Source organism: Alkalihalobacillus sp. NPDC127517 (assembly GCF_050276055.1).
Classification (GTDB): Bacteria; Bacillota; Bacilli; order Bacillales; family Bacillaceae_D; genus Alkalicoccobacillus.
The window spans coordinates 107,973-130,464 of sequence record NZ_JBNNQX010000006.1 but is presented as its reverse complement, the minus strand read 5'-3'; the positions used below and the strand labels follow the sequence as shown (position 1 = coordinate 130,464).

Below are 22,492 nucleotides of genomic sequence, written 5' to 3'. Positions count from 1 at the left end.
GAGGCTATATCTACAGAATCCATGTAAGAGGGGAAGTGGAGTTAACATGCTGAGGCAACTGTATGAAGAGGATCATGATCACGTTTTAACATTATTTCATGGGAAGGAACTTGATTTTGGTTTTTTACTAAATGAACTTTTAGTCAATAGGTATGGTGGTGAAAAGTTGAAGGTGTATGGAGAGTTTGAACAAGGCATTCTTGTTTCGATTCTAATGCATAATGGCCATAATATCAGTTATTTTTCAGAAGTGAAGAGAGACCTGGATAATTATAAACAACTTATTTCTACGGCAACATTTGCAAAGATTTCCGGAGTACACGATATGATCGAACCATTTAATAAAGCCTTCAATTTTAAAAAAGATGTGAGTAGTTATTTAGGATATATTCAACATGTATTAGTTGATGCTACGTATAAAAAAGGGCAACATCACGCGATTTGCTCGCCGGAGGATTGGAGTCAACTGTACGATTTGTTGTCATCTACAGCTGAATTCAAGTTTGTACTCCCAGCTAATAAGTTGACTTATATTTCTGAGCAGCTTCACTCAGTAAAAGACGACACAACAAGAACCTGTTGTCTTATGATAAATGGAGAAATGGTTGCTACTGCATCAACCATCTCGGAATATAAACAAAGTGCAATTATAACGGGAGTGTACACGAATCCCCTCCATCGTGGGAGGGGATTCGCGGGTGAGCTGTTGGTTCAGTTGTGCTTACAGCTTTTAAAAGAAGGAAGGGTCCCCTATTTATTTTACAACAATCCTAACGCTCGGTCTCTCTACAAAAAGATAGGAATGGTTGAAGTATGTAAATGGAGAGTACTATACAAATAATCGAATAAGCGCCATAGCGACAACACCTGTGAGCACAGTAAGAGATAGGCTTTTTGTAGTGAGTGCCACTATAAGCGTAGGAATTAGTGCCATAACGGCCGACGGATTGATATGGATAGCACCCATTTCACTTTCAAGGAGTAGGTCATCCATAACCAAAGCAGTTAAAATACATACAGGGATGTAGGTAAGCCACCGTAAAAAAGGATCTGGTAGCTGGAACTGCCGAACTAATATAAATGGCAGAACTCTAGGCAGCAGTGTGACAAGTGCACCGACGAGAATCCAAAAAAAGTAAGTACTCATGTCGGTTCAGTCACCACCCCAATTGTAGCTGCAATAATTGTTGATAAAAGAACGGCAATGTGAGAGGGAATAAACAGACTGAGTCCAATCATTAAAACCACTACACATAGAATAACCTTTACATAATGAATAAACTTTGTTTGAGTTACTGTTCCTAACTGAAGAATAAGTAGAGCTACAAACATGGCAGCTAGCGCAAAATCTAATCCGAGAGCTTCTGGGTTTGTAATCCATTGACCAAACAGCGCTCCGATGATTGTTACTACTGTCCAGCATAAATAAGCTGTTATGTTTAAGCCATTCATCCACTTGTCTTGCAAAGAGTAATCCTTGGCAGCCTTTGTTGATGCAACGCCAAACGTTTCATCCGTAATCAATGCGCCAATTCCGATATTTTTTAATAATGAGTGCTCCCTGAAATGAGGGGCCAATGTTAAACATAATAGTAAGTGCCTTAAATTTACGATGAAGGTTGTAAGAATAATGGCAGAGATCGGAGCTTGTGCGACAATCAATGCACAAATAATGAATTGGGCTGCTCCGGCATAAACAAATAACGATAAGAAGGCCAGCTGCCAGACATTTAAGCCGGAAGCTGTGCCGACAATCCCAAACGCCAGCCCGACACTCATGTAACCAAATAATGTGGGAATACAGTCTTTGACACCTTGTATATAGGAGTTAGACTCAAGTAAATAAGGAGGTGCTTTTTCTATAGCCATGTCTACTTCCTTTCTAACGATCCTAGGTGTGAATTTGAACATTCGTATAGTATAATGATCATAAAGGATAAGATAACGACCGTTCTATATATCATACACAATGAACGTTATATTGTATAGATTGAAAGGAGAAAAAATGGAGGAAATCCAATTCATTCTTGCAAGAAATTTAAAGAAAATGAGGGAGAAAGAGAAATTAAGTTTAGAGAAACTCTCACAATTAAGCGGAGTCAGTAAAACGATGATTGGTCAAATTGAACGCGGTGATTCAAGCCCAACCATTACAACCATCTGGAAAATTGCAAACGGACTTAAAGTATCTTTTTCCTCCTTAATTGATAACCCGCAGCCTGAAAGTAAAGTTATTTTAAGAGAAGACGTGAGAATGGCGACGGAGGATGAAGGACGGTATCGAGTATTCCCAATCTTTCCTTTCCACGAAGAGAAGCGATTTGAAGTGTATCGTCTTGAAATAGATAGAGGTGGGAAAAACGTATCAGCAGCTCACAAGGATGGTACGGAGGAGTACATCACGGTTTACGAAGGAGAAACAACGATAACTGTGGATGAGCAGACGTACGTTTTACGAACGGGTGACTCCATTCGGTTTAGGGCAGATCGTCCTCATACATATTTAAATACTGGTGATGCGATAGCTAAATTAAGTATGACGATCTATTATCCGAATATGTAGATAGAAAACTCTGCTAAAAAGAAGGCAGAGTTTTTTTGGTCACATCGAAAATTTAAAAACAAACACTTGCTCAACATTTCACAATATGATAATCTATAAACAGAAGCACACAGAAGAGCATATAAATTCTCTTTTGTGAAATACTGATCAATCTTATGTGAATCATTTCACATAATTAAATTATTGGAGGAATGGAAAATGAGAGTACTTGTCATTGGATGCACACATGCTGGAACGGCAGCTGTTACGAATATGAAGAAGCTTCACCCTGATGCTGAGGTCATTGTATATGAACGAAATGATAATGTATCATTTTTATCATGTGGAATTGCACTCCATGTTGGTGGTGTGGTGAAACAAGCGGACGATCTTTTCTATTCTTCTCCGGAAGAGCTTAAAAAACTTGGAGTAACGATGAAGATGAAGCATGAGGTACTAGACATTGATACACAAGCGAAAAAGGTGCAAGTGCGTGATTTAGAATCAAATCGTATTATGGAAGATTACTTTGATAAACTAGTAATGGCAACAGGCTCTTCTCCAATTGTTCCAGCTATTACTGGAGTAGGTTTACAAAATATTCAGCTTGCAAAAAATTATCATCAAGCAAAAGAAATCATTAAAAAAGCTGAAAGAGCCACAAACATTGCAGTCATTGGTGCTGGCTATATCGGTGTTGAGTTAGTAGAGGCATTTGAAGCGTACGGAAAGCATGTAACCTTTATTGAAGGTGCGGATCGAGTATTAAATAAATATTTGGATGCGGAATTTACCGAAGTTGTTGAACAAGAACTACTTGAGCATGGAGTGAAGCTTGCTTTAAATGAAACAGTCAAACAATTTGTTGGAGATGCGGAAGGACAAGTCCAAAAAGTTATTACATCTGAGGCAACATATGAAGCTGATCTTGTGTTATTATGTGTTGGCTTTAAGCCGCAAACAGATTTACTAAAAGGTAAAGTAGACATGTTGCCTAATGGCGCCTTAATCGTGAATGATTATATGCAAACAAGCCACGCGGATATTTACGGGGCAGGGGATAGTTGTGCAGTGTATTATAACCCTGCAAAGACACATGCTTACATTCCACTTGCAACAAATGCAGTGAGAATGGGTACATTAGTGGCTAAAAATATAGATGGTCCAGCGATTAAGTATCGCGGAACACAAGGGACCTCAGGATTAAAGCTATATGATCTGAATATGGCTTCAACGGGAATAACTGAGGCCAATGCTTTCTTTTTTGGATTGAATGTGAAAACAATCACAATCGATGAAGCATATCGCCCTAATTTTATGCCAACAGCTGAACATGTAAAGTTAAAACTTGTATATGAAGCTGAAACACTTCGATTAGTTGGAGCGCAGATTATGTCCAAAGTAGACCTAACTCAAGCAATGAATACGTTATCTGCTTGCATTCAGCAGAATATGACGATTGAGGATCTTGCCTTTGTTGATTTCTTCTTCCAGCCTCATTACAATCAACCATGGAATTACCTGAATAAAGCCGCGTTACAAGCGTTAGAGCAAGAAAGTAATGCTGTTGTGCTTGTATAAATACATGAAAGCAAAGTTCCATATAGGGGCTTTGCTTTTTTATTTATTCAAAGCAAGACAAAAGGAATTAAAAACAGATTTATGATAGGATTAATTTTGTCTCATACTACGTAGTGTGATGATTGTTCCTATGTGAAGGGTTGGATTGAAATGGATGTCATGTTTACGGTCTTATTGTTATTTTTTATTATTGGATTATCGAATGTTATTCAACGGTTTGTTCCCGCGGTTCCGCTTCCTCTGGTTCAAATAGCAATTGGTGTGATCATTTCGATTAGTCCTTCGGGATTACATATACCGCTTGAGCCCGAATTGTTTTTTGTTTTATTTATTGCGCCACTATTATTTAATGATGGAAAAGTGACGCCCCGAGATGAATTATGGAAATTAAGAAGACCTATCCTTTTATTAGCTCTTGGACTGGTGTTTGCCACAGTTATTGTGGGAGGAACCTTTATCCACTTTTTAATTCCAGCGATCCCGCTTCCAGCTGCTTTTGCCCTTGCTGCCATATTATCACCAACAGATGTAGTAGCCGTTGGTTCCATTGCAAGTCGAATGCAGATGCCTAAAGGAATTATGAGACTGCTCGAAGGCGAAGGCCTTATGAATGATGCGTCAGGATTAGTTGCTTTTAAATTTGCTGTAGCAGCTACGGTGACAGGCTTCTTCTCTATCTACCAGGCTACAGGAAGCTTTCTTCTGATTTCAATAGGAGGACTTGTCTCAGGTGCAGTGCTTGCGCTTTTCATTATCTGGATTAAAGTATTATTACGTCGGTTTGGCCTAGAGGATATTACAGTACATATGCTCATCCAAATCATGACACCTTTTATTATTTATATCTTAGCTGAGGAGCTAGGCTTTTCAGGGATTTTAGCCGTTGTGGCAGCAGGTGTCATTCATGCTGTTGAAAGAGAGAGGTCTGAATCCCGTACGCTTGAACTTCAAAAGGTTTCGGATAATACATGGTCCGTCATCTTATATATTTTAAATGGTCTTGTTTTTGTTCTGCTTGGACTCCAGGTTCCTGATGCGAGTCGTGTCATTATTGAGGATCCGAACTTGGCAAACGGACAAGTATTAGGATACATCTTTGCCATTACGCTAGTTCTGTTAGCATTACGCTTTATCTGGTTAACGGCTTTTTGGAAAAAGATCAAACCCCTTATTACGTTCAAAGAGAGTGACTTACCGAAATACCGTGCAATTGCCACACTTACCGTTTCAGGTGTTCGTGGTGCCGTTACATTAGCTGGTGCATTTTCGATTCCTTTTGTGATTTCAGGTGGGGCACCATTTCCTGAGAGAGATCTCATTATCTTTTTAGCTGCGGGAACTATTTTACTAACACTAATCATTGCAAGTGTTTTCCTCCCGGTACTTTCCAAGCAAACAGCAGGAAATATGGTGGACCAAAAGCAGTTAAGTTTTGAAGATGCTGCAAACCGTGCATGGGATGAAGGAAAAGCCTACCTTCAAAAGCTTCGTACAAGTGAGAACCGTTTAGCAATCCGAAGATTATCAAAGGAGTATTCAGTGACTTCAGGTGATATGATGTATGGAAGTTTAGGGCCAAGAGAATTTAGCCGAAATAAAAAAGAACATCAAATTCGCTTAAAAGCCTTTCAGGTTGAGCGTAATTTGCTGGTGAAAGAGCTTAAGAAAAATGACGAATTAAGTGAACCAGTTGTTGAGTACTTGCAATTACGTTTGCAAATGGTTGAAGAACTACTAAGAAATAAATCAGGACTTTCATTATTTGCCATTCGACTTAAGGGCTTGGCTCAGCGAGTATTTCCAGGGACAAAAAGAAATAATCTAGGTCAAAAAGATACGAAACAAGTTCGAGCGATTATGAGCGAGATCTATGCGGAAATCATATTCGAATTACAGAAAGGGTTAAAATCTGAAGAGAGCTACGTTGCTTGTTCAAGGTTAATTCCCCTTTATGAAAAAGTGTTGATTCGAATGAGTGAAACGGATCTTGATCCTGTGTTAGAACATCAAGTATTAGATCTTCATTATCAAGTAATGGAAGAAATGAGACGTTTTACTCAAGAGCTTTTTCAGGAAAATAGTACATCTAGAGAAACAACTCAGCAGTTAAGAAGATATTTAAATTATGTGGAAGCAGCTGTTGCTGAAAACGCACAAACTCCAGCCAATCATTAAAAACAGGCTTGTTTTTAGGTGAAACGGGAATAGTATGTATAGTTCACGTGTAAAAGGAGTGTTTTCAATTATGAAAGCTGTTGTTATTAATGAATATGGAAGTAAAGACAAACTTGTAGAACAGGAAGTACAAAATCCACTTCCTGAAAAGAACCAGGTGATTGTCGAGCTAAAAGCTACATCCATTAACCCGATTGACTGGAAGCTTAGAGAAGGCTATTTAAAAGGAATGTTTGATTGGGAGTTCCCCATCATTCTAGGTTGGGATGCAGCTGGTGTCATTACTGAAGTTGGAGATCAAGTGACAAAGTGGAAGGTTGGAGACAAAGTCTTTGCTAGACCTGAAACCACTCGATTTGGCACATATGCCGAATACACCGCTGTGGACGAGCATTTGCTCGCATCCATCCCTGATTCTGTTTCGTATGAAGAAGCAGCTGCTGTTCCACTTGCTGGATTAACTGCATGGCAGGCACTGTTTACTCATGGCTCGTTGTCAGAAGGAGAAACGGTTCTGATTCATGCTGGTGCAGGTGGTGTAGGAATTTACGCGATCCAACTAGCTAAATATGCTGGAGCAAAAGTAATCACAACAGCGAGTGAAAAGAATCATGAGCTTCTTTACTCGTTAGGTGCTGATCAAGTCATTGATTACAAGAATGAAAACTTTGAAGAGGTTGTATCAAATGTCGATCTTGTGTTTGATACAATGGGCGGAGAAGTGGCTGAGAAAAGTTACAAAGTCCTTAAACCAAATTCAGGCAAACTCATTACGATTGTAGGAGAACCAGATCATGATGCGGCGGCTGCCCATCACGTAACAGCAAAAGGGATTTGGCTTCAGCCAGATGGCGAGCAGCTACAAAAAATAGCTGATTTACTGGATGAGAAAAAAGTAAAATCAATTGTTGGTTCCACATTCCCATTTAGTAGACAAGGCATTTACGATGCTCATGCGCTAAGTGAAACACATCATGCAGTCGGAAAGATTGTGATTACGTTTTAAATAAGAAAAAGGTAGAGCGCCTGACGCGCTCTACCTTTTTTAATGTGCAAAAGATTCTTTGTGGTGCTTTGATCGTTTTTTATCATATGAGTTCCAGATACGAGAAATCGCAATCGTTAACACTAATGCCGCGGTTAACCGAATGACAAGAAGCGGCCAAACGGGAATACCTAAAATTAAAAAGACTAATGTATCCTCTACAACGGCATGACAAGCCACTAAAAAGATAAAGACAATGTACAGATCTTTTTTCTTCACTTTATCTTCTTTCACCGCGTCAATCATTACGCCAGCACCATACGCAAGTCCGATCGACAGACCAGAAGCTAATGTGACTGATGTATTCTTGTCAACTCCGATTAGTTTAGTAAGGGGAGCTAGACCATTCGCGATCAGCTTAAGCCAATTTTTCTCGCGCATGATCTGAACAATAAGCATGAGAGGAATCACAATAAGGGCAAGCTGTGCAATTCCTGTTATTCCAGCAAGCACCCCTTCACCCAGGATTGCCAGCCAGCCAGAAGGTTCAGCTGTAATTGGTGCCGCTGTGGCACCAAACCCGTACACCGCTTGCTCGCTCCCTCCTTGCCAAATAAGATTGATCACAAAAGCTGATACTAAGGCAAGCCCAACCCTTACAGCAATGATAATGGGAATTCGTAACCCAACCTTAGCAGCTACAGCAGACTCAACAAATAAATTGTGAGAGAATGAAAGCATAATGGCTAAAATAAACACTTCTTTTACAGTTAAATCTAAACTAAGAATGGCACCGATCCCAGCATAGAGATTTAGAGCGTTCCCGACAACAAGTGGAATGGCGGCCTCACCAGTTAATCCGATCATACCCATGAGTGGTGAGATTAGGGTAGCAAGCCAATGAAGAACGGGTGTGTAACCAAGAATCGTAATAAATAAAGTGATTGGAAAAATAACCTTACTCAACGTCCAAGTAGTTGCTAGGCCAGACAAAAGCCCTCTTTTAATCATAACAATCCTATCCTTCCGTACGTTAATCTACCAAACTCATTATACATGATATGATTGAAATAAATCACAAAATAATCACTTTTCTTTTTGGGACGAAACCATTTATAGTTAAGATAGTAAAAGTTGAAAGGGTGAGGATGGATGTACGTTGTTATGAATGAACTACATGTCCCAAGTGAAAGAAAAGCGACACTGACAGAGCGTTTTGGAAAGTCAGCAGAAAATATGAAACGTGTACCAGGTTGTGTAGAATTTCTGTTCTTAGATAATGAGAAGGAAGATGGAAAACAAGTGGTATTCACAAAATGGGAATCAAAAAAAGACTACGAAAATTGGCTTGAGAGCGATTCGTTTAAACGAGCGCATCAACAAAAAGGAAGTGGGGAAAAGCCTGCTGCCCCTACAAATGAATTACAAGCCTATACAGTGGCTCACTCAAGTCATTCTGAAAACAATTCATAAAAAATGTATCCAGAAGCCTTCGTGCTTCTGGATTTTTCCTTATAGGCGTGCTATAATAAATGGTTGTTACGATGATATGTAGTGATTGTTAAAATAGAATGTGTAAATGAGAACTGAAATGAGGGTATATAATGAATAAACCATCCATCTATGGATTAACATTAGATCAGTTAACGGAGTGGTTATTGGAACACGGGCACAAAAAATTTCGCGCGTCTCAAGTGTGGGATTGGTTGTACAGAAAGCGTGTCACTCAATTTTCTGAGATGAACAATGTTAATAAAGAATGTATTGATGTACTTGAAGAGAACTTCTCTATCCAAACGCTTACAGAACACGTGCGTCAAGAATCAAAAGACGGCACAATTAAGTTCCTATTCCGCTTACAGGATGGTAATTTAATTGAAACGGTTTTAATGAGACACAAGTACGGTCTGTCTGTCTGTGTAACAACTCAAGTAGGCTGTAACATTGGATGTAGCTTCTGTGCAAGTGGACTTCTAACGAAAAACCGTGATTTAACGAGCGGTGAAATCGTTGAACAAATAATGAATGTCCAACTGCACCTTGATACGAAAGGGCAGGATGAACGAGTAAGCCATATCGTCGTGATGGGTATTGGTGAGCCATTCGACAACTTCCAAAACACAGTAGACTTCCTTGAAATAGTGAAGGATCATAAAGGACTGGCAATTGGAGCTCGTCATATTACGGTTTCAACAAGTGGACTTGCTAACAAGATCTATGAATTTGCAGATCTTAAACTTCAAGTGAACCTAGCTGTATCACTTCATGCACCGAACAATGAACTACGTACAAAAATCATGAAGATTAATAAAGCCTTCCCAATTGAGAAGCTGATGGATTCGATTGATTACTACCTTGAAAAAACAAATCGTCGTGTCACGTACGAGTATATCTTAATTCGTGATGTAAATGACCATAAGGCAGAGGCTCTTCAACTAGCTGAATTAATTGGCGATAAGCGTCACCTGTCATATGTGAACCTTATTCCTTACAATCCGGTAGATGAGCATGGGGACTATCAACGCAGTACGCCAGAAGCAATCTCTGAGTTCTTTGATACATTAAAGAAAAAGGGAATCAACTGTGGTGTTCGTCTTGAGCAAGGGGCAGATATTGACGCAGCTTGTGGTCAGTTAAGAAGTAAGCAAGAGAAGAAAAAAGAAAAAGTAAAATAAGATCAAAAAAAAGCGCCGTCCGGTAATGGATGGCGCTTTTTTTTATTAATGTACACCTTGCATGAATTTACGAATAAATGGAGTTAGTAGATAGAGGATGATACCAAGCACGATGGCTAGGCCCCCAATGACTCCAAAATATACGATCTCCGTTTCAATACGATAAAACTGAACAATTTGCGCGTTTACTGCTTGTCCTGCCGCATTTGATAAGAACCAAAGGCTCATTGTCTGAGCTGAGAAAGCAGCTGGAGCAAGCTTTGTTGTTGCAGAAAGTCCTACAGGGGAGAGACATAGCTCACCAAGTACTACGATAAAGTAACTAAGAACTAACCAGAGCGGACTGACTAAGCCTGTACCACCAGAAAGATAGGCAGGGATCAACATTACGAGAAAAGAGAGTCCTGCAAACAAAAGACCAAATGAAAACTTTCTTGGAATAGATGGCTGTTTTGCCCCTAGCTTCACCCAAAGCCAGGCAAATACAGGTGCTAATAAAATAACAAAAAGTGGATTTAACGATTGAAATAAAGCTGGTGAAAGAGAGATTCCAGCAATACTTAATTCTGTTCGTTTATCTGCATAGCTTGCAAGTATGGTTGAGCCTTGCTCTTGGATCGCCCAGAACATAACCGCTGCAAGAAATAACGGAATATACGCGAGAATTCTTGATTTCTCCTTGGGTGATGTTTTATTGCTGCGATACATCACTACAAAGTAAATAGTCGGAATGACAAATCCGAGGATACCAATCAGCCCAATGAACACAGAAAGTGTAAGAACATTCGTATAGAGACCAAATGCTACGAATAGTGCAATAATTATAGCCGCTACTGTAAAAATGACACTAAGGCGCTTCTTCTCGGTAGTATTTAACGGGTTCAGTGGGTATGTCCCAGCAAGTCCAAGGTTCTTTTTGCGAGTTAGTAAAAAGGTAAGAAGACCAATAAACATCCCGAAGGCTGCTAATGAGAATCCAAGATGAAAGTCTACTTCTGTTCCCACAGTCCCTACAATAAGTGGAGAAATCAACCCACCAAGATTTATACCCATATAAAAGATACTGAATCCTGCATCACGCCGGTTATCTGCTTCACTATATAGATCTCCTACCACGCTGGAAACGTTTGGTTTGAGTAGTCCTGTTCCAAGAACAATCAATACCATAGAGGTAAAAAATAATGGGACATTACCTGGGATGGCGAGAACGATATGCCCAAACATGATAAAGACCCCACCGTAGAAAACGGCTTTTGACGTACCAAAGACCCGGTCAGCTAGCCAGCCTCCGATGATTCCTGACATATAAACAAGTGACCCATAGATAGACATAATAGCGAGTGCTAGATTTTCAGGTAAGCCTAAGCCACCCTTGGAAACCTCATAGTACATATAGAACAAAAGAATAGCTCTCATTCCATAATAAGAGAACCGTTCCCAAAATTCAGTGAAGAATAAAGTGAATAATCCTTTTGGGTGACCAAAAAAACCTCTTTGAGGAACACTTTCAATCACTTTTTGTTTATCCAATTGTGACATGTTATACACTCCTTTAGTATTTTGAAATAATACTCCTTTTATAAGGTATTTGTCAAAAGTAATAATAGTCAGTAAAAAGCAAGCGTAATCATTGTTTGATTGATATATCTGAATAATATAACTTGATGAAATAAACGTTTATAAATCTCTTTAAATGTTGAAAAGATAAGGTATAATAATATGAAAACGCTTTCTTTTAAAGGGGGAGCTTTTGTGTTACGAACGATGTTTCTCAAATGGATGAATCATCTGAAACTTAGAGAGAAACTGATGCTTACTTTTATTGTCGTTGTCTTAATCCCAATTACCTTAGTAGGTGTTTTATTAACACAGGAACTGCGCTCAATTGCTTTAGACGATATGATGAAGCAATCAAAGTCCAATTCAGAACGTGTAAAGGAACGAACATACGAGCTACTAAAAATTCCGACCTTTATCTCAAATAGCCTTGAACTTGATAGGGAATTAGAAGAGCTTGTAACAACAAGGTATACATCAACTTTTGATGTATTTACTCGTTATTATCAGTATCAGAATTTTCAATCTTATCTTTATACGCAGCGTGAAATCAATTCAGTTCGCTTTTATTATGACAATCCAACGTTGATTAATAACTGGGAATTCATACCTGTAGATCAAAAGATTCGAAACGAAAGCTGGTACCAACAAGTAGAGGAGGATGTTGGGTATAACCGGTGGAGACTGCTACCAGATGAGACAAATAACGAACAACATTTTTTAAGTCTAGTTAAACGAATTAATTTTATCGAGGAACAAACATTTGGAGTTGTTGTCATTACAATCGAGCCAAGTCAACTAGATGCGATTTTAAAACAGGAATCATTGCTGACATTTATTACTGATGAAGAAGGTCAAGTAATCTCTTCAAATCAACCTGAATATAAGGGTGTATCCTTAACTGATCAAGTTGATCGTGATTTACTCTGGACACCTGGTAATTATGAACAAACATTTAATGGTGAGCCTGCGCAAGTAACTGTGGATTTACTTAATCCAATGATGAGTCAAAGTGACTTATCCATTGTGACAGTTACATTAAATAATCAAGTGATTGAACGCGCAAATCGCCTAAGGTTGACAGGTGTTTTCATTACATGTATTGGCGTAACACTGGCTGTTATTCTCATTACCATTTTTTCTAAGATGTTATCAAACAGGCTTTCGAATCTAAGCAAAAATATTGAAAGAGTCGCAGCAGGAGATTTAACAACAAAAATTAATATTGATGGTACAGATGAAATTGGTCAGCTCTCCAACCAATTTAATGAAATGGTTGATAATCTAAGAGGAATGATCGATCAAGTGCTTGAAACGAATCGACAGAAGAATCAAATCGAAGTCAATCAAAATGAAATGAAATTTAAGATGCTAGCTAGTCAGATTAATCCTCATTTTTTATTTAATACGCTTGAATCGATTCGGATGAAGGCACATATAGAAGGAGAGAAAGAGATTGCGAATGTAGTCAAGCAACTTGGGCAAATCATTCGCAAGAGTCTCGATACAGAAGGGAAACCCGTTCCTTTAAAAGATGAAATGGAGCTCGTTCGAACGTATTTGGACATTCAGACCTTTCGATATGGTGATCGGCTTGAGTATGAATTAAACATTACTCCTGAAACAAAAGAACTGCTTATCCAGCCATTGACTATTCAGCCCATCGTAGAAAATGCTGTGTATCACGGGTTAGAAGCCAAAGATACTGGAGGGAAGGTCGTTATTTCATCTTATCTTAAACACAATCGAGTGATTATTTCAGTCGAAGACAACGGAGTCGGAATGACGGGCGACCGATTAAAACATTTAGACGCTATGCTTGAAGAAAAGGAAACAAACGGGCAAAACAGGATCGGATTGAGGAACGTACATCAACGACTGAAACTCATGTATGGCGTAGAAGCCGGACTCAAAATCAATAGTCAACAAGGGAAGGGGACACATATTCAATTTAGTATACCTTGGGAGGGGAAATGATGTATCAGGTTTTAATAGTAGATGACGAGCCGATGATTCGTGAGGGGTTATGTTCATTAATACCATGGCATCAGTATGGGTTTCACATTCAGGGAACCGCTAAAAATGGAAAGGACGCACTTCAACTATATCATCGGCTGAAAGCAGATGTGATGGTTGTGGATATTAGGATGCCGGAGATGGGAGGGTTAGAATTAATTCATACCATCAGACAAACAGACTCGACGACTCGTTTTATCATTCTAACCGGTCACGCAGACTTTACGTATGCAAAGGAAGCATTATTTCATAGGGTCGACGGGTACTTATTAAAACCCTTAGATGAGGAAGAACTCATTCCTTTACTTAAGCAAATACACGCAGAATTGATTCAACATCACGCGTTAACTGAGCTGTTAGAAAAAGACTTTTTGAAAAAGAAAGATCATTTCCTTGCACAAACTTTAACACGACCTGAAGAAATGTATAAGGATCAATTTTCCGAGCAGTGTAAGCAATTTGGTTTATTGGCTAACAGTTACCGTATTGTGCTTTTTAAGCTGCACCAACCAAAAGAAGTGACGGAGAAAGAATTAAAGCAATTAGAACAAACAGTTTCGAGTAGTCTAGTGTTCTCAAACCCTAAAGTAGGAGTCATTCTTCTAGGCGAGGCAAAGGATACGGAAAAGCAATTGAACTCCTATATCCAGGCGAAAGCGGGGTACGCAGCTATTGGGGAAGCTGTGACAGACCCATTAGACCTGATATATTCGTACTCAAACGCACAGGAGTTGCTCACCTATTCTTTTTTATTTAGAGAATCTACTTGTTTAACAAACGAGCATTTAAATTTAAATCACAGTGTTCAATCGGATAGAGAGTTTAATCTAGACACGTATGTAAAAAATCTTTCCATCATGATCACGCTTGGACTCGTCGCTTCGTGCAGAGATCTGATTCAAGATTTAACTGAGGATTTAATTGAACAGAGATATCAGCCGGTAAGTGTTCAAAAAACAATGATTCATCTGTATTCGATGGTAGTGAACAAGTTAGTCCTTCATGACCCGAAAAAACTTACTCTAATTGAATCATTGCCTTTTAACCCAACTATCATATATGACCAACCTCATATTTATGAGGTTGGAACTGTTATGACAAATCGTTTTATTGAATTAATTAATCTAGTTTATGCGGAGAGTAAAACAAGTACAGTTGAGAGAATGATTGAACTAATCGACAAACAATTCGCAGAAAATTTAAGACTAGAGGGAATTGCTGATTTGCTAAATTATAATGCGGCGTACTTGGGCAAGGTTTTTCGTGAGCAAACAGGGGAGTACTTTAATACGTATCTTGATAAGAGTCGGATAAAGTATGGAAAAATCTATCTGGAGCAAGGGTACAAAGTGTATGAAGTATCAGAAAAGATTGGCTATAAAGATGTTGATTATTTTCATCGGAAATTCAAAAAATATGTAGGAATTTCTCCAAGAGCGTTTCAAAAACAGCAACTGCTCCTCCAAAATCTTAAGCAAAGTAAGATTCAATAAAGCGATAGGTCCTCTACTTGACCTATCGCTTTTCACTTGTATATTTGTACCACTAATTTATATCTGATTTCTGGTGAAATGTATCATGTATTTTCCTCTTCTCATTCCGTATATGATAAATCATAGGAAGGAGAGAAAAGATGAAAACTAAAATGAAAACGCATTCAAAAGCAGGCGTTTCTTTGCAGAAAAAAAGTTTCTGGACCATATTCAAACAACAAAAGATTCTATATTTGATGTCGCTTCCTTTTGTCGCTTGGGTTTTTGTATTTAATTACCTGCCTCTTGGGGGCTGGGTTATGGCATTCCAAAATTATCGACCAGGTCTTGGTTTTTTTGAACAAGAGTGGGTAGGGTTTCAGCAATTCATCGAACTCTTTCAAGATGAACGGTTTTACCTTGTGTTACGAAACACCATTGTAATGAGCATTATGGGATTAACAGTAGGCTTTACGGTTCCCATTATGTTTGCAGTTCTTCTAAATGAAATTCGCTTAAAGACCTTTAAACGTACGGTTCAGACCGTCTCTTATCTACCGCATTTTGTGTCATGGGTCATCGTGGCAGGTATTGTTACAAAGATGCTCTCTGTAGATGGGGGTGTCATCAATGATTTACTTGTGGCTGCTGGTCTTCTCGACCAACCTGTTCAGTTCATGACTAAAGGGGAGTATTTTTGGGTAATCGTTACGTTAGCTGATTTGTGGAAGGAAATGGGCTGGAACTCTATTATCTTTTTAGCAGCGATTGCTGGAATTGATCCGCAATTATATGAAGCGGCAAAAGTAGATGGAGCTAGTCGCTTTAGACAGATTTGGCACATTACCTTAACAGGTATTCGTCCAACTATTTTAGTTGTGTTAATTCTTTCAATCGGAAACTTAATTACGATTGGGTTTGAGAAGCAATTCCTTCTTGGGAATCCAACCGTTGTTAATTTCTCTGAAGTACTAGAGCTATATGCCTTAAATTATGGGATTGGGCTTGGACGCTTCTCCTATGGAACGGCTATTGGAATCTTTAATTCACTTGTCAGTATAATGCTTTTATTTATAGCGAATGGCATCTTTAAGCGATATGCGAATCAAAGTGTCATGTAGAGGGGAGGGCAGGATGTATGAGTAAGTTAAGCCGAAACCGGTTAACAAAAGGGGATCGAATCTTTGATTTTGTAAACTATACGTTTCTCATTTTAGTGTTTGTCATCACCTTATATCCATTTCTCAATGTATTGGCCATTTCTTTGAATGACTCTACAGATACCGTCCGAGGGGGCATTCATATCTGGCCAAGAGAATTCACGTTAGAAAACTATAAGACAATCTTTGAGTACGATAATCTTGTGACGGGGTTAATCAACTCTATCCTTCGAACGGTGCTCGGCACAGTGCTTGGTGTATTCTCATCAGCTATGGTCGCATTCACGTTGAGCCGGTCTGATTTTCAAGGGAGAAAATTTGTTTCTATCTTTATCGTCCTTACGCTGTACTTTTCTGGTGGATTGATCCCTGGCTACATGCTAATGAGAGAACTTAACCTCATTAACACGTTCTGGGTCTATATCTTACCTGGGATGGTTAATGCGTTTAATATCATCATCGTTCGTTCCTTTATGGATGGTCTACCATATGCACTTCAAGAATCTGCAAAAATGGATGGAGCGAGTGACTTTACAATATTCTGGAGAATTGTCATGCCACTTTGTATGCCGGTACTTGCGACTATTGCTTTGTTTGTAGCGGTAGGACAATGGAATGCATGGTTTGACACCTATTTGTATAATAGCTCAAATCCAGCTCTGACAACGTTGCAATATGAATTAATGAAAATCTTACAAAATACAAATATGGGTGCATCTGATGCTAATTCCTTTAGAGGAGTTGCTGGAGAAGAGGCTGCTAAGCAGGTATCACCAGAGTCGATTAAGATGGCGATATCAATGGTCACCATAATACCTATTTTATTAGTGTATCCATTTCTCCAAAAATACTTTGTACAGGGGATGACGTTAGGCGCAGTGAAAAGCTAAGGAGGATTGATGTGGGGTGCAGGATTTCTTGAAGAAAAGCCTATTTACTCTCTCGTTGATTAGTGTGGGTGGTTTAATGGCGTGTAGTAATGACCCGGTGAGTATGGAAGACGAGGACCCTGAAGCAGAAATTACATTAAGTCTATTCGGGGCAGATATGCATTCCCAGTGGGATAATATGCAAAGTCCAGTTAGTGAAGTTGTAAAGGAAGAGACGGGAGTAACCATTAATGCTGAATTTGATGTAAATGGAGGAGATCAAAAAATTTCATTGATGGCCGCTAGTGGTGACTATCCAGATCTCATCATGCCAAAAGGGAATGCAAGTACACTTGTAGACTCAGGCGCGCTCCTTGATTTATCGGATTTAATTGAAGAGCATGCACCAAATTTAAAGGCAATCTACGGTGATTATTTTGATCGGCTTAAGTGGAGTAATGAGGATGAGGCCATTTACATTCTCGCAACTCCTCCAGTCAATCAAACGTATTGGCAGCCAGCTACTGGATTTATGCTACAGCATGATGTGGTGCAGGAGCTTGGTTATCCTGATATCCGGACAGTGGATGATTTTGAAAAGGCTATTCGCTCGTATAAGGAAATGTATCCAGAGATTGATGGGCAGCCGACGATTGGATTATCGTTACTTGCCGATGATTGGAGAATTTTAATTTCAACAACTGATCCGGCTGCCTTTGCTACAGGTTCAACAGGGGATGGCGAGTTTTATATTGATCCAGATACGTACGAAGCTAAGCTTCATTATCGCAGAGGTGAGGAAAAGGACTATTTTCGTTGGTTGAATCACATGAATGATGAGGGGTTACTCGATCCTGAGAGTTTTGTGCAGAAATATGATCAGTATCTAGCTAAAATCTCATCTGGACGAATCTTGGGTCTGATTGATTCTGACTGGCAGGTAGGTGAAGCACAGAGAGCGCTTCGGGAATCTGGGATGCAAGAACGAATGCATGGAATGTATCCAGTGACTTTAAATGAAGATTTTAAACACCCTAACTTTCAGGAAACTGGTTATTTAGGTGGATGGGGAATTGGTATCTCCGTTGATTGTGAGAACCCGGTTCGTGCCATTAAGTTCTTAGATTTTCTAGCATCAGATGCAGGACAAATCCTGCAGAATTGGGGGATTGAAGGAGAGCATTATACGGTTGAAGATGGAAAACGCGTCATTAGTGAAGAAGAGATGGCAGAACGAGATAATAACGCCAATTACCAGAAAGATACGGGCATTGGTGTAATGAAGGGATTTGCGCCAGCGTATGGAGATGGCGTAGAGGATTCAACAGGGCAAACCTATACCATAGCAAGCCCAGATCAAATCAAGGATTCGTATACAGATACTGAAAAAGAGGTACTTGAAGCTTATGATGCAGAACTATGGAAGGACTTGTATCCACAAGAAGATGAGTTTCCTCCGAAACCATGGGGAGCTGCGTATAACATTGCAGTCCCATCTGGATCAAACCTGGAGCTGATTTTGCAAAGGTGTTTGGATCTAACGAAACGAAAAGTACCTGAGGCTATTTTAGCGAGTCCGGATGATTTTGATCGTGTGTGGGATGAATTTATGAGCGAGTTAGAAAGTGCTGGTGTCGAAGAAGCAGAGAAGGAATACACGGAGCTAATTAAAAATAGAGTGGAGCTTTGGGGTGGGAGTTAAGCGCCTATGTATAAAAACAAGTTAAGGGGGATGTTGAATGAGTAAGCATTGGAAATCAGGAATGTTTTTGACCTCAGTTGTTTTGGTAAGCGGCTTAATTGGGTGTAGTAAAGACACAGCGAACTTGGAGGACGAGGATCCAGAGGGTGATATTACACTCACGTTATTTAGTGGAGACATACACTCTCAATGGGACAATATGGAAAGTCCAGTAAGTGAGATCGTTAAAGAAAAAACAGGGGTGACAATCAATGGAGAGTTTGATGTCAATGGTGGTGACCAGAAAATCGCATTAATGGCTGCTAGCGGAGACTATCCAGACTTAATTTGGCCAAAAGGAAATGCAAATACATTAGTTGATGCAGGAGCGTTTCTTGATCTCACTGATTTAATAGAAGAACACGCTCCAAATTTAAAAGAGATTTATGGAGATTATTTTGATCGACTCAAATGGAGTAATGAAGATGAAGCCATTTATATTCTACCAACCGCAGAAGTGGATCATACGTATTGGGAGCCAGGAACTGGTTTCATGTTGCAGCATGCTGTTGTAGAAGAGTTAGGTTATCCAGAGATCCGTACGGTAGATGACTTTGAGAACGCAATTAGAGAATACAAAGAAAAGAATCCAACCATTGATGGTCAGCCTACTGTTGGGTTATCGTTACTCGCTGATGATTGGCGAATTATGATTTCAACAACGAATCCGGCTTTCTTTGCGACGGGTGCACCAGATGATGGCGAATTTTATATTGATCCAGATACGTATGAGGCGAAGTTCCATTACAGACGTGCAGAGGAAAAAGAGTATTTCCGTTGGTTAAACCATATGAATGATGAAGGGTTGCTTGATCCAGAGAGCTTTGTACAAAAGTATGATCAATATCTAGCAAAAATCTCATCTGGTCGTGTACTTGGTTTAATTGATGCAGATTGGCAAGTGAATGAGGCACAAAACGCGCTAAGAGAAGCAGGGAAACCAGAACGTATGCATGGAATGTATCCAGTTACATTAACAGAAGAGTTTAAGCATCCAAACTTTCAACCAACCGGATATTTAGGCGGGTGGGGCATTGGAATTTCAGTAGATTGTGAAAATCCGGTCCGTGCGATTAAGTTTATTGATTTCCTTGCTTCAGAAGAAGGACAGATTCTTCAAAACTGGGGAATTGAAGGAGAACACTATACAATTGAAGATGGTAAGCGTGTAATCAGTGAAGAACAGATGGAAGAGCGTAATAATAACGCAAACTTCACAAAGGAAACAGGAATTGGCGTATTAAAAGGATTCAGCCCTGTTTATGGGAATGGTGCCGAAGACTCAACTGGTCAAACCTTTACAATCGCAAGTCCTGAACAAATTAAGGATGCGTATACAGATAAAGAGAAAGAAGTACTCGGTGCGTATGATGCCGAGCTATGGAAGGATCTGTATCCGCAAGAGGATGAGTTCCCGCAAAAGCCATGGGGAGCCGCTTATAACATGGCGGTACCTGCCGGATCAAATCTAGAACTCGTCATGCAAAGATGCCTAGACATTATGAAGCGTAAGATACCAGAAGCCATCTTAGCAGATCCTGAGAAATTCGATGCAGTTTGGGATGAGTTCCAAGATGAATTACTTGCTGCAGGAGCAGAAGAAGCGGAGAAGGAATATACAGAGCTGATTAAGGATCGAGTAGAACTTTGGGGTGAATAAGGTTTAAAAGCCGAGAGAAGGTTACTCTTCTCTCGGCTTTTTACTTTAGTATTTTGGTGTGATGGTAATGAGTGAAGTGCTTTTTGTTACAGTCCAACTACCTTGAATGAGTTCATGCAATAGATTCTCTTCTGATGAAGAGAGATGAATTCCAACTAATTTATGATCTTGTTGACTATAATCAACTCCATCGCTTTTGTTAAAGCGGAGCGCAAGAATTTTTTTTACGCCATTAAGGTGTAAAAATTTAAAACTATAGCCTTCTTTTATCGCTTCTTCCCAGGGCTCGCTAAGCTCTTCTGCCGTTTGAATTCGTTCATCGAAATTCATCGTCGGATCAACAACTTGATCTACGATGAACTTGAACTCACGGTTCTTTATGACTTGAATCAGCTTATCATCAGACATACCGCTTGTTCGAATGTTTTCAATTAAAAAAGCAATCGGCATTGAAAGTCTCACTCGTGTAGTCATTATTTTACCACTTCAACATCTTTTAGTAACACGACACCAGATGGTAGAGTTTTTACTCCACTAATTTGATTAGATACACCTAGTAGATCCACAGGATAATATAGAAAATCAAACGGGACATCATTTGCTACGATTTGTTGCGCTTCTTCAAACAAATCGTTACGCTCATCTTCATCTGTGGTTTGTATGGATTGATCAACAAGCTCATCGAATGCTGGGTTTGCGTACGTATATCTTAATTGATTGCTGCTTTGTTTATTAGAATGAAGAATGGTAAACAGTGCATTATATCCATCTCCTGTTGGGCTTGAACGGCCAAGTAGGAACAAATCTGCTTCACCTTGTCCAGTATATTCTACGAATGATGCAAACTCCATTTGACTAATTGTAACGTTTACTCCTATGTCTTGTAGTGCCTGTTGGATATAAGTAGCAATGTCTACACGTGTCCGGTCATCATTTACGGATAATTCCAATGATAAATCGCTTTGACCTGCTTCTTCAAGTAACTCTTTTGCTTCTTCTGGATCGTAAGGCAATGCCTCAACGTCTGCAAAACCAAAGTCATAAGGTGAAAGTGGGCTGTTAGCTATTGTACCAACGCCATTCAAAATAGAATCAACAATTATGTCCTTGTCGATTGCCATGCTAATTGCCTGTCTAACACGCACATCATCAAACGGTTCTTTATTTGTGTTAAATCCAAGAAAATTTGCGTAGGTTGAGTCTGTTTCTACGATAACAGCAGCATCACTATTTTCAATTTGTTCCATGCTATTAGGATTTACTGAATCAATAATGTCTGATGCCTGTGTTTCAAGATCTGCCACTCGTGTTAATTCTTCTGGAACAATCTTGTACGAAACCCCTTCGATGTTAGGTGCTCCGCCCCAATAATCTTCATTTCGAACCAATTTGATTTCTGAACCTGGGTTCCACGATTCAAATTTAAATGGACCTGTACCAATTGGTTTATTTGCGACAACACTGCCAGGATCCTCTCCGTTTGCTATTGCTTCGTTATCTTCTTCAATAACGGCAGGACTCAGCATAGAACCACCATATTGAGCAAGGTGTGCAGGTAAAGAGGCAAACGGTTCAGATAAATGAAACCTAACCGTATAAGGATCTACGACTTCTGTATCCTCAATGCGATCGTATAAATAAGCAGTAGGTGAGATCGTTTCCTCGGCAAGACTACGATTTAGATTCGCTTTTACTGCTTCAGCATTAAATTCAGTACCATCGTGAAAGGTTACATCCTCTCTTAACTTAAATTCCCATGTAGTAGGATCAATTGATTCCCACTCTGTAGCAAGTCCAGGCTCCAGTTCCATCGATTCATTTTGGGTAACTAGTCGATCATATACATTAAATCCAACTTTCCAATTGACAACTACATTTTCTGTATGTGGATCAAGTTTCTGAATATCTGTGGCTAATGAGTATGTTATCTCCCTTCCGACTTCATCAATCGTGGATGCATCGTTTGAAGGCTCGGTTGAATCACTTGAGCATGCTGTAAGCAAAAGTACTCCTGTAAGTAAAGAAACTGTAAATAGGGTTTTCAATATAATTCCTTCTT

Annotated in this window: 19 protein-coding genes; 13 read left to right on the top strand and 6 right to left on the bottom strand. The window is 39.4% G+C overall.

The window, feature by feature from the left end:
• Window positions 1-46 precede the first annotated feature (46 nt).
• Window positions 47-841: a GNAT family N-acetyltransferase gene (locus ACQKKO_RS09675; protein ID WP_498646618.1), complete on the top strand. Its 795-nt coding sequence runs from the start codon at window positions 47-49 to the stop codon at window positions 839-841.
• On the opposite strand, the gene ACQKKO_RS09670 is transcribed toward ACQKKO_RS09675, so the two are convergent.
• Both ACQKKO_RS09670 and ACQKKO_RS09665 read right to left on the bottom strand, forming a co-directional pair.
• Complete coding sequence (locus ACQKKO_RS09670; protein WP_498646616.1) at window positions 830-1,147, bottom strand: AzlD domain-containing protein; 318 nt, start codon at window positions 1,145-1,147, stop codon at window positions 830-832. The two genes, ACQKKO_RS09675 and ACQKKO_RS09670, sit on opposite strands and share 12 nt — an antisense overlap.
• On the bottom strand, window positions 1,144-1,869 hold the full coding sequence (locus ACQKKO_RS09665; protein ID WP_498646614.1) for an AzlC family ABC transporter permease: 726 nt from the start codon (window positions 1,867-1,869) through the stop codon (window positions 1,144-1,146). The genes ACQKKO_RS09670 and ACQKKO_RS09665 overlap by 4 nt, the downstream gene beginning before the upstream one ends.
• 136 nt (window positions 1,870-2,005) lie before the next feature.
• Between ACQKKO_RS09665 and ACQKKO_RS09660 the strand changes: the two genes are divergently transcribed.
• From ACQKKO_RS09660 to ACQKKO_RS09645, 4 genes are all read left to right on the top strand, one after another.
• Window positions 2,006-2,563 carry a helix-turn-helix domain-containing protein gene (locus ACQKKO_RS09660; RefSeq protein ID WP_498646612.1) on the top strand — a complete coding sequence of 186 codons (558 nt, stop codon included), beginning with the start codon at window positions 2,006-2,008 and terminating at the stop codon, window positions 2,561-2,563.
• Between the two features lie 198 nt (window positions 2,564-2,761).
• Entirely contained in the window at window positions 2,762-4,123 is a 1,362-nt protein-coding gene (locus tag ACQKKO_RS09655; protein ID WP_498646610.1) for an FAD-dependent oxidoreductase, read from the top strand.
• A 132-nt stretch (window positions 4,124-4,255) separates the two neighbouring features.
• Window positions 4,256-6,298, top strand: coding sequence for a Na+/H+ antiporter (locus ACQKKO_RS09650; protein WP_498646609.1), 2,043 nt, complete (start codon window positions 4,256-4,258; stop codon window positions 6,296-6,298).
• Between the two features lie 70 nt (window positions 6,299-6,368).
• Window positions 6,369-7,304: an NADP-dependent oxidoreductase gene (locus ACQKKO_RS09645; protein ID WP_498646607.1), complete on the top strand. Its 936-nt coding sequence runs from the start codon at window positions 6,369-6,371 to the stop codon at window positions 7,302-7,304.
• Between the two features lie 39 nt (window positions 7,305-7,343).
• Here ACQKKO_RS09645 and ACQKKO_RS09640 read toward each other — a convergent pair whose 3' ends face one another.
• Complete coding sequence (locus ACQKKO_RS09640; protein ID WP_498646605.1) at window positions 7,344-8,294, bottom strand: nucleoside recognition domain-containing protein; 951 nt, start codon at window positions 8,292-8,294, stop codon at window positions 7,344-7,346.
• A gap of 141 nt (window positions 8,295-8,435) precedes the next feature.
• Here ACQKKO_RS09640 and ACQKKO_RS09635 point away from each other — a divergent pair, with 141 nt between their 5' ends.
• Together ACQKKO_RS09635 and rlmN are read left to right on the top strand one after the other, a co-directional pair.
• A complete protein-coding gene (locus tag ACQKKO_RS09635; protein WP_498646603.1) occupies window positions 8,436-8,756 on the top strand; it encodes an antibiotic biosynthesis monooxygenase family protein in 321 nt (106 codons plus the stop codon).
• Between the two features lie 131 nt (window positions 8,757-8,887).
• Complete coding sequence (gene rlmN / locus ACQKKO_RS09630; RefSeq protein ID WP_498646602.1) at window positions 8,888-9,958, top strand: dual-specificity RNA methyltransferase RlmN; 1,071 nt, start codon at window positions 8,888-8,890, stop codon at window positions 9,956-9,958.
• 45 nt (window positions 9,959-10,003) lie between these two features.
• On the opposite strand, the gene ACQKKO_RS09625 is transcribed toward rlmN, so the two are convergent.
• Window positions 10,004-11,497 carry a peptide MFS transporter gene (locus ACQKKO_RS09625; RefSeq protein ID WP_498646600.1) on the bottom strand — a complete coding sequence of 498 codons (1,494 nt, stop codon included), beginning with the start codon at window positions 11,495-11,497 and terminating at the stop codon, window positions 10,004-10,006.
• 213 nt (window positions 11,498-11,710) lie between these two features.
• Here ACQKKO_RS09625 and ACQKKO_RS09620 point away from each other — a divergent pair, with 213 nt between their 5' ends.
• The 6 genes from ACQKKO_RS09620 to ACQKKO_RS09595 all read left to right on the top strand — a co-directional run bounded on the left by ACQKKO_RS09620 (window position 11,711) and on the right by ACQKKO_RS09595 (window position 20,433).
• Complete coding sequence (locus ACQKKO_RS09620; protein WP_498646598.1) at window positions 11,711-13,492, top strand: sensor histidine kinase; 1,782 nt, start codon at window positions 11,711-11,713, stop codon at window positions 13,490-13,492.
• Window positions 13,492-15,024, top strand: coding sequence for a response regulator (locus ACQKKO_RS09615; protein ID WP_498646596.1), 1,533 nt, complete (start codon window positions 13,492-13,494; stop codon window positions 15,022-15,024). The genes ACQKKO_RS09620 and ACQKKO_RS09615 overlap by 1 nt, the downstream gene beginning before the upstream one ends.
• A gap of 140 nt (window positions 15,025-15,164) precedes the next feature.
• Window positions 15,165-16,124 carry an ABC transporter permease gene (locus tag ACQKKO_RS09610; RefSeq protein WP_498646594.1) on the top strand — a complete coding sequence of 320 codons (960 nt, stop codon included), beginning with the start codon at window positions 15,165-15,167 and terminating at the stop codon, window positions 16,122-16,124.
• 17 nt (window positions 16,125-16,141) lie between these two features.
• Window positions 16,142-17,053, top strand: coding sequence for a carbohydrate ABC transporter permease (locus ACQKKO_RS09605; RefSeq protein WP_498646592.1), 912 nt, complete (start codon window positions 16,142-16,144; stop codon window positions 17,051-17,053).
• 76 nt (window positions 17,054-17,129) lie between these two features.
• The gene (locus ACQKKO_RS09600; protein ID WP_498646916.1) at window positions 17,130-18,734 is read left to right on the top strand and encodes an ABC transporter substrate-binding protein; all 1,605 of its coding nucleotides are present in this window, start codon (window positions 17,130-17,132) and stop codon (window positions 18,732-18,734) included.
• Between the two features lie 37 nt (window positions 18,735-18,771).
• On the top strand, window positions 18,772-20,433 hold the full coding sequence (locus ACQKKO_RS09595) for an ABC transporter substrate-binding protein (RefSeq protein ID WP_498646590.1): 1,662 nt from the start codon (window positions 18,772-18,774) through the stop codon (window positions 20,431-20,433).
• Between the two features lie 45 nt (window positions 20,434-20,478).
• Here ACQKKO_RS09595 and ACQKKO_RS09590 read toward each other — a convergent pair whose 3' ends face one another.
• The gene (locus ACQKKO_RS09590) at window positions 20,479-20,907 is read right to left on the bottom strand and encodes a hypothetical protein (RefSeq protein WP_498646589.1); all 429 of its coding nucleotides are present in this window, start codon (window positions 20,905-20,907) and stop codon (window positions 20,479-20,481) included.
• The gene (locus tag ACQKKO_RS09585) at window positions 20,907-22,478 is read right to left on the bottom strand and encodes a glutathione ABC transporter substrate-binding protein (RefSeq protein ID WP_498646587.1); all 1,572 of its coding nucleotides are present in this window, start codon (window positions 22,476-22,478) and stop codon (window positions 20,907-20,909) included. Before ACQKKO_RS09585 ends, ACQKKO_RS09590 begins: the two co-directional genes overlap by 1 nt.
• Window positions 22,479-22,492: the final 14 nt, after the last annotated feature.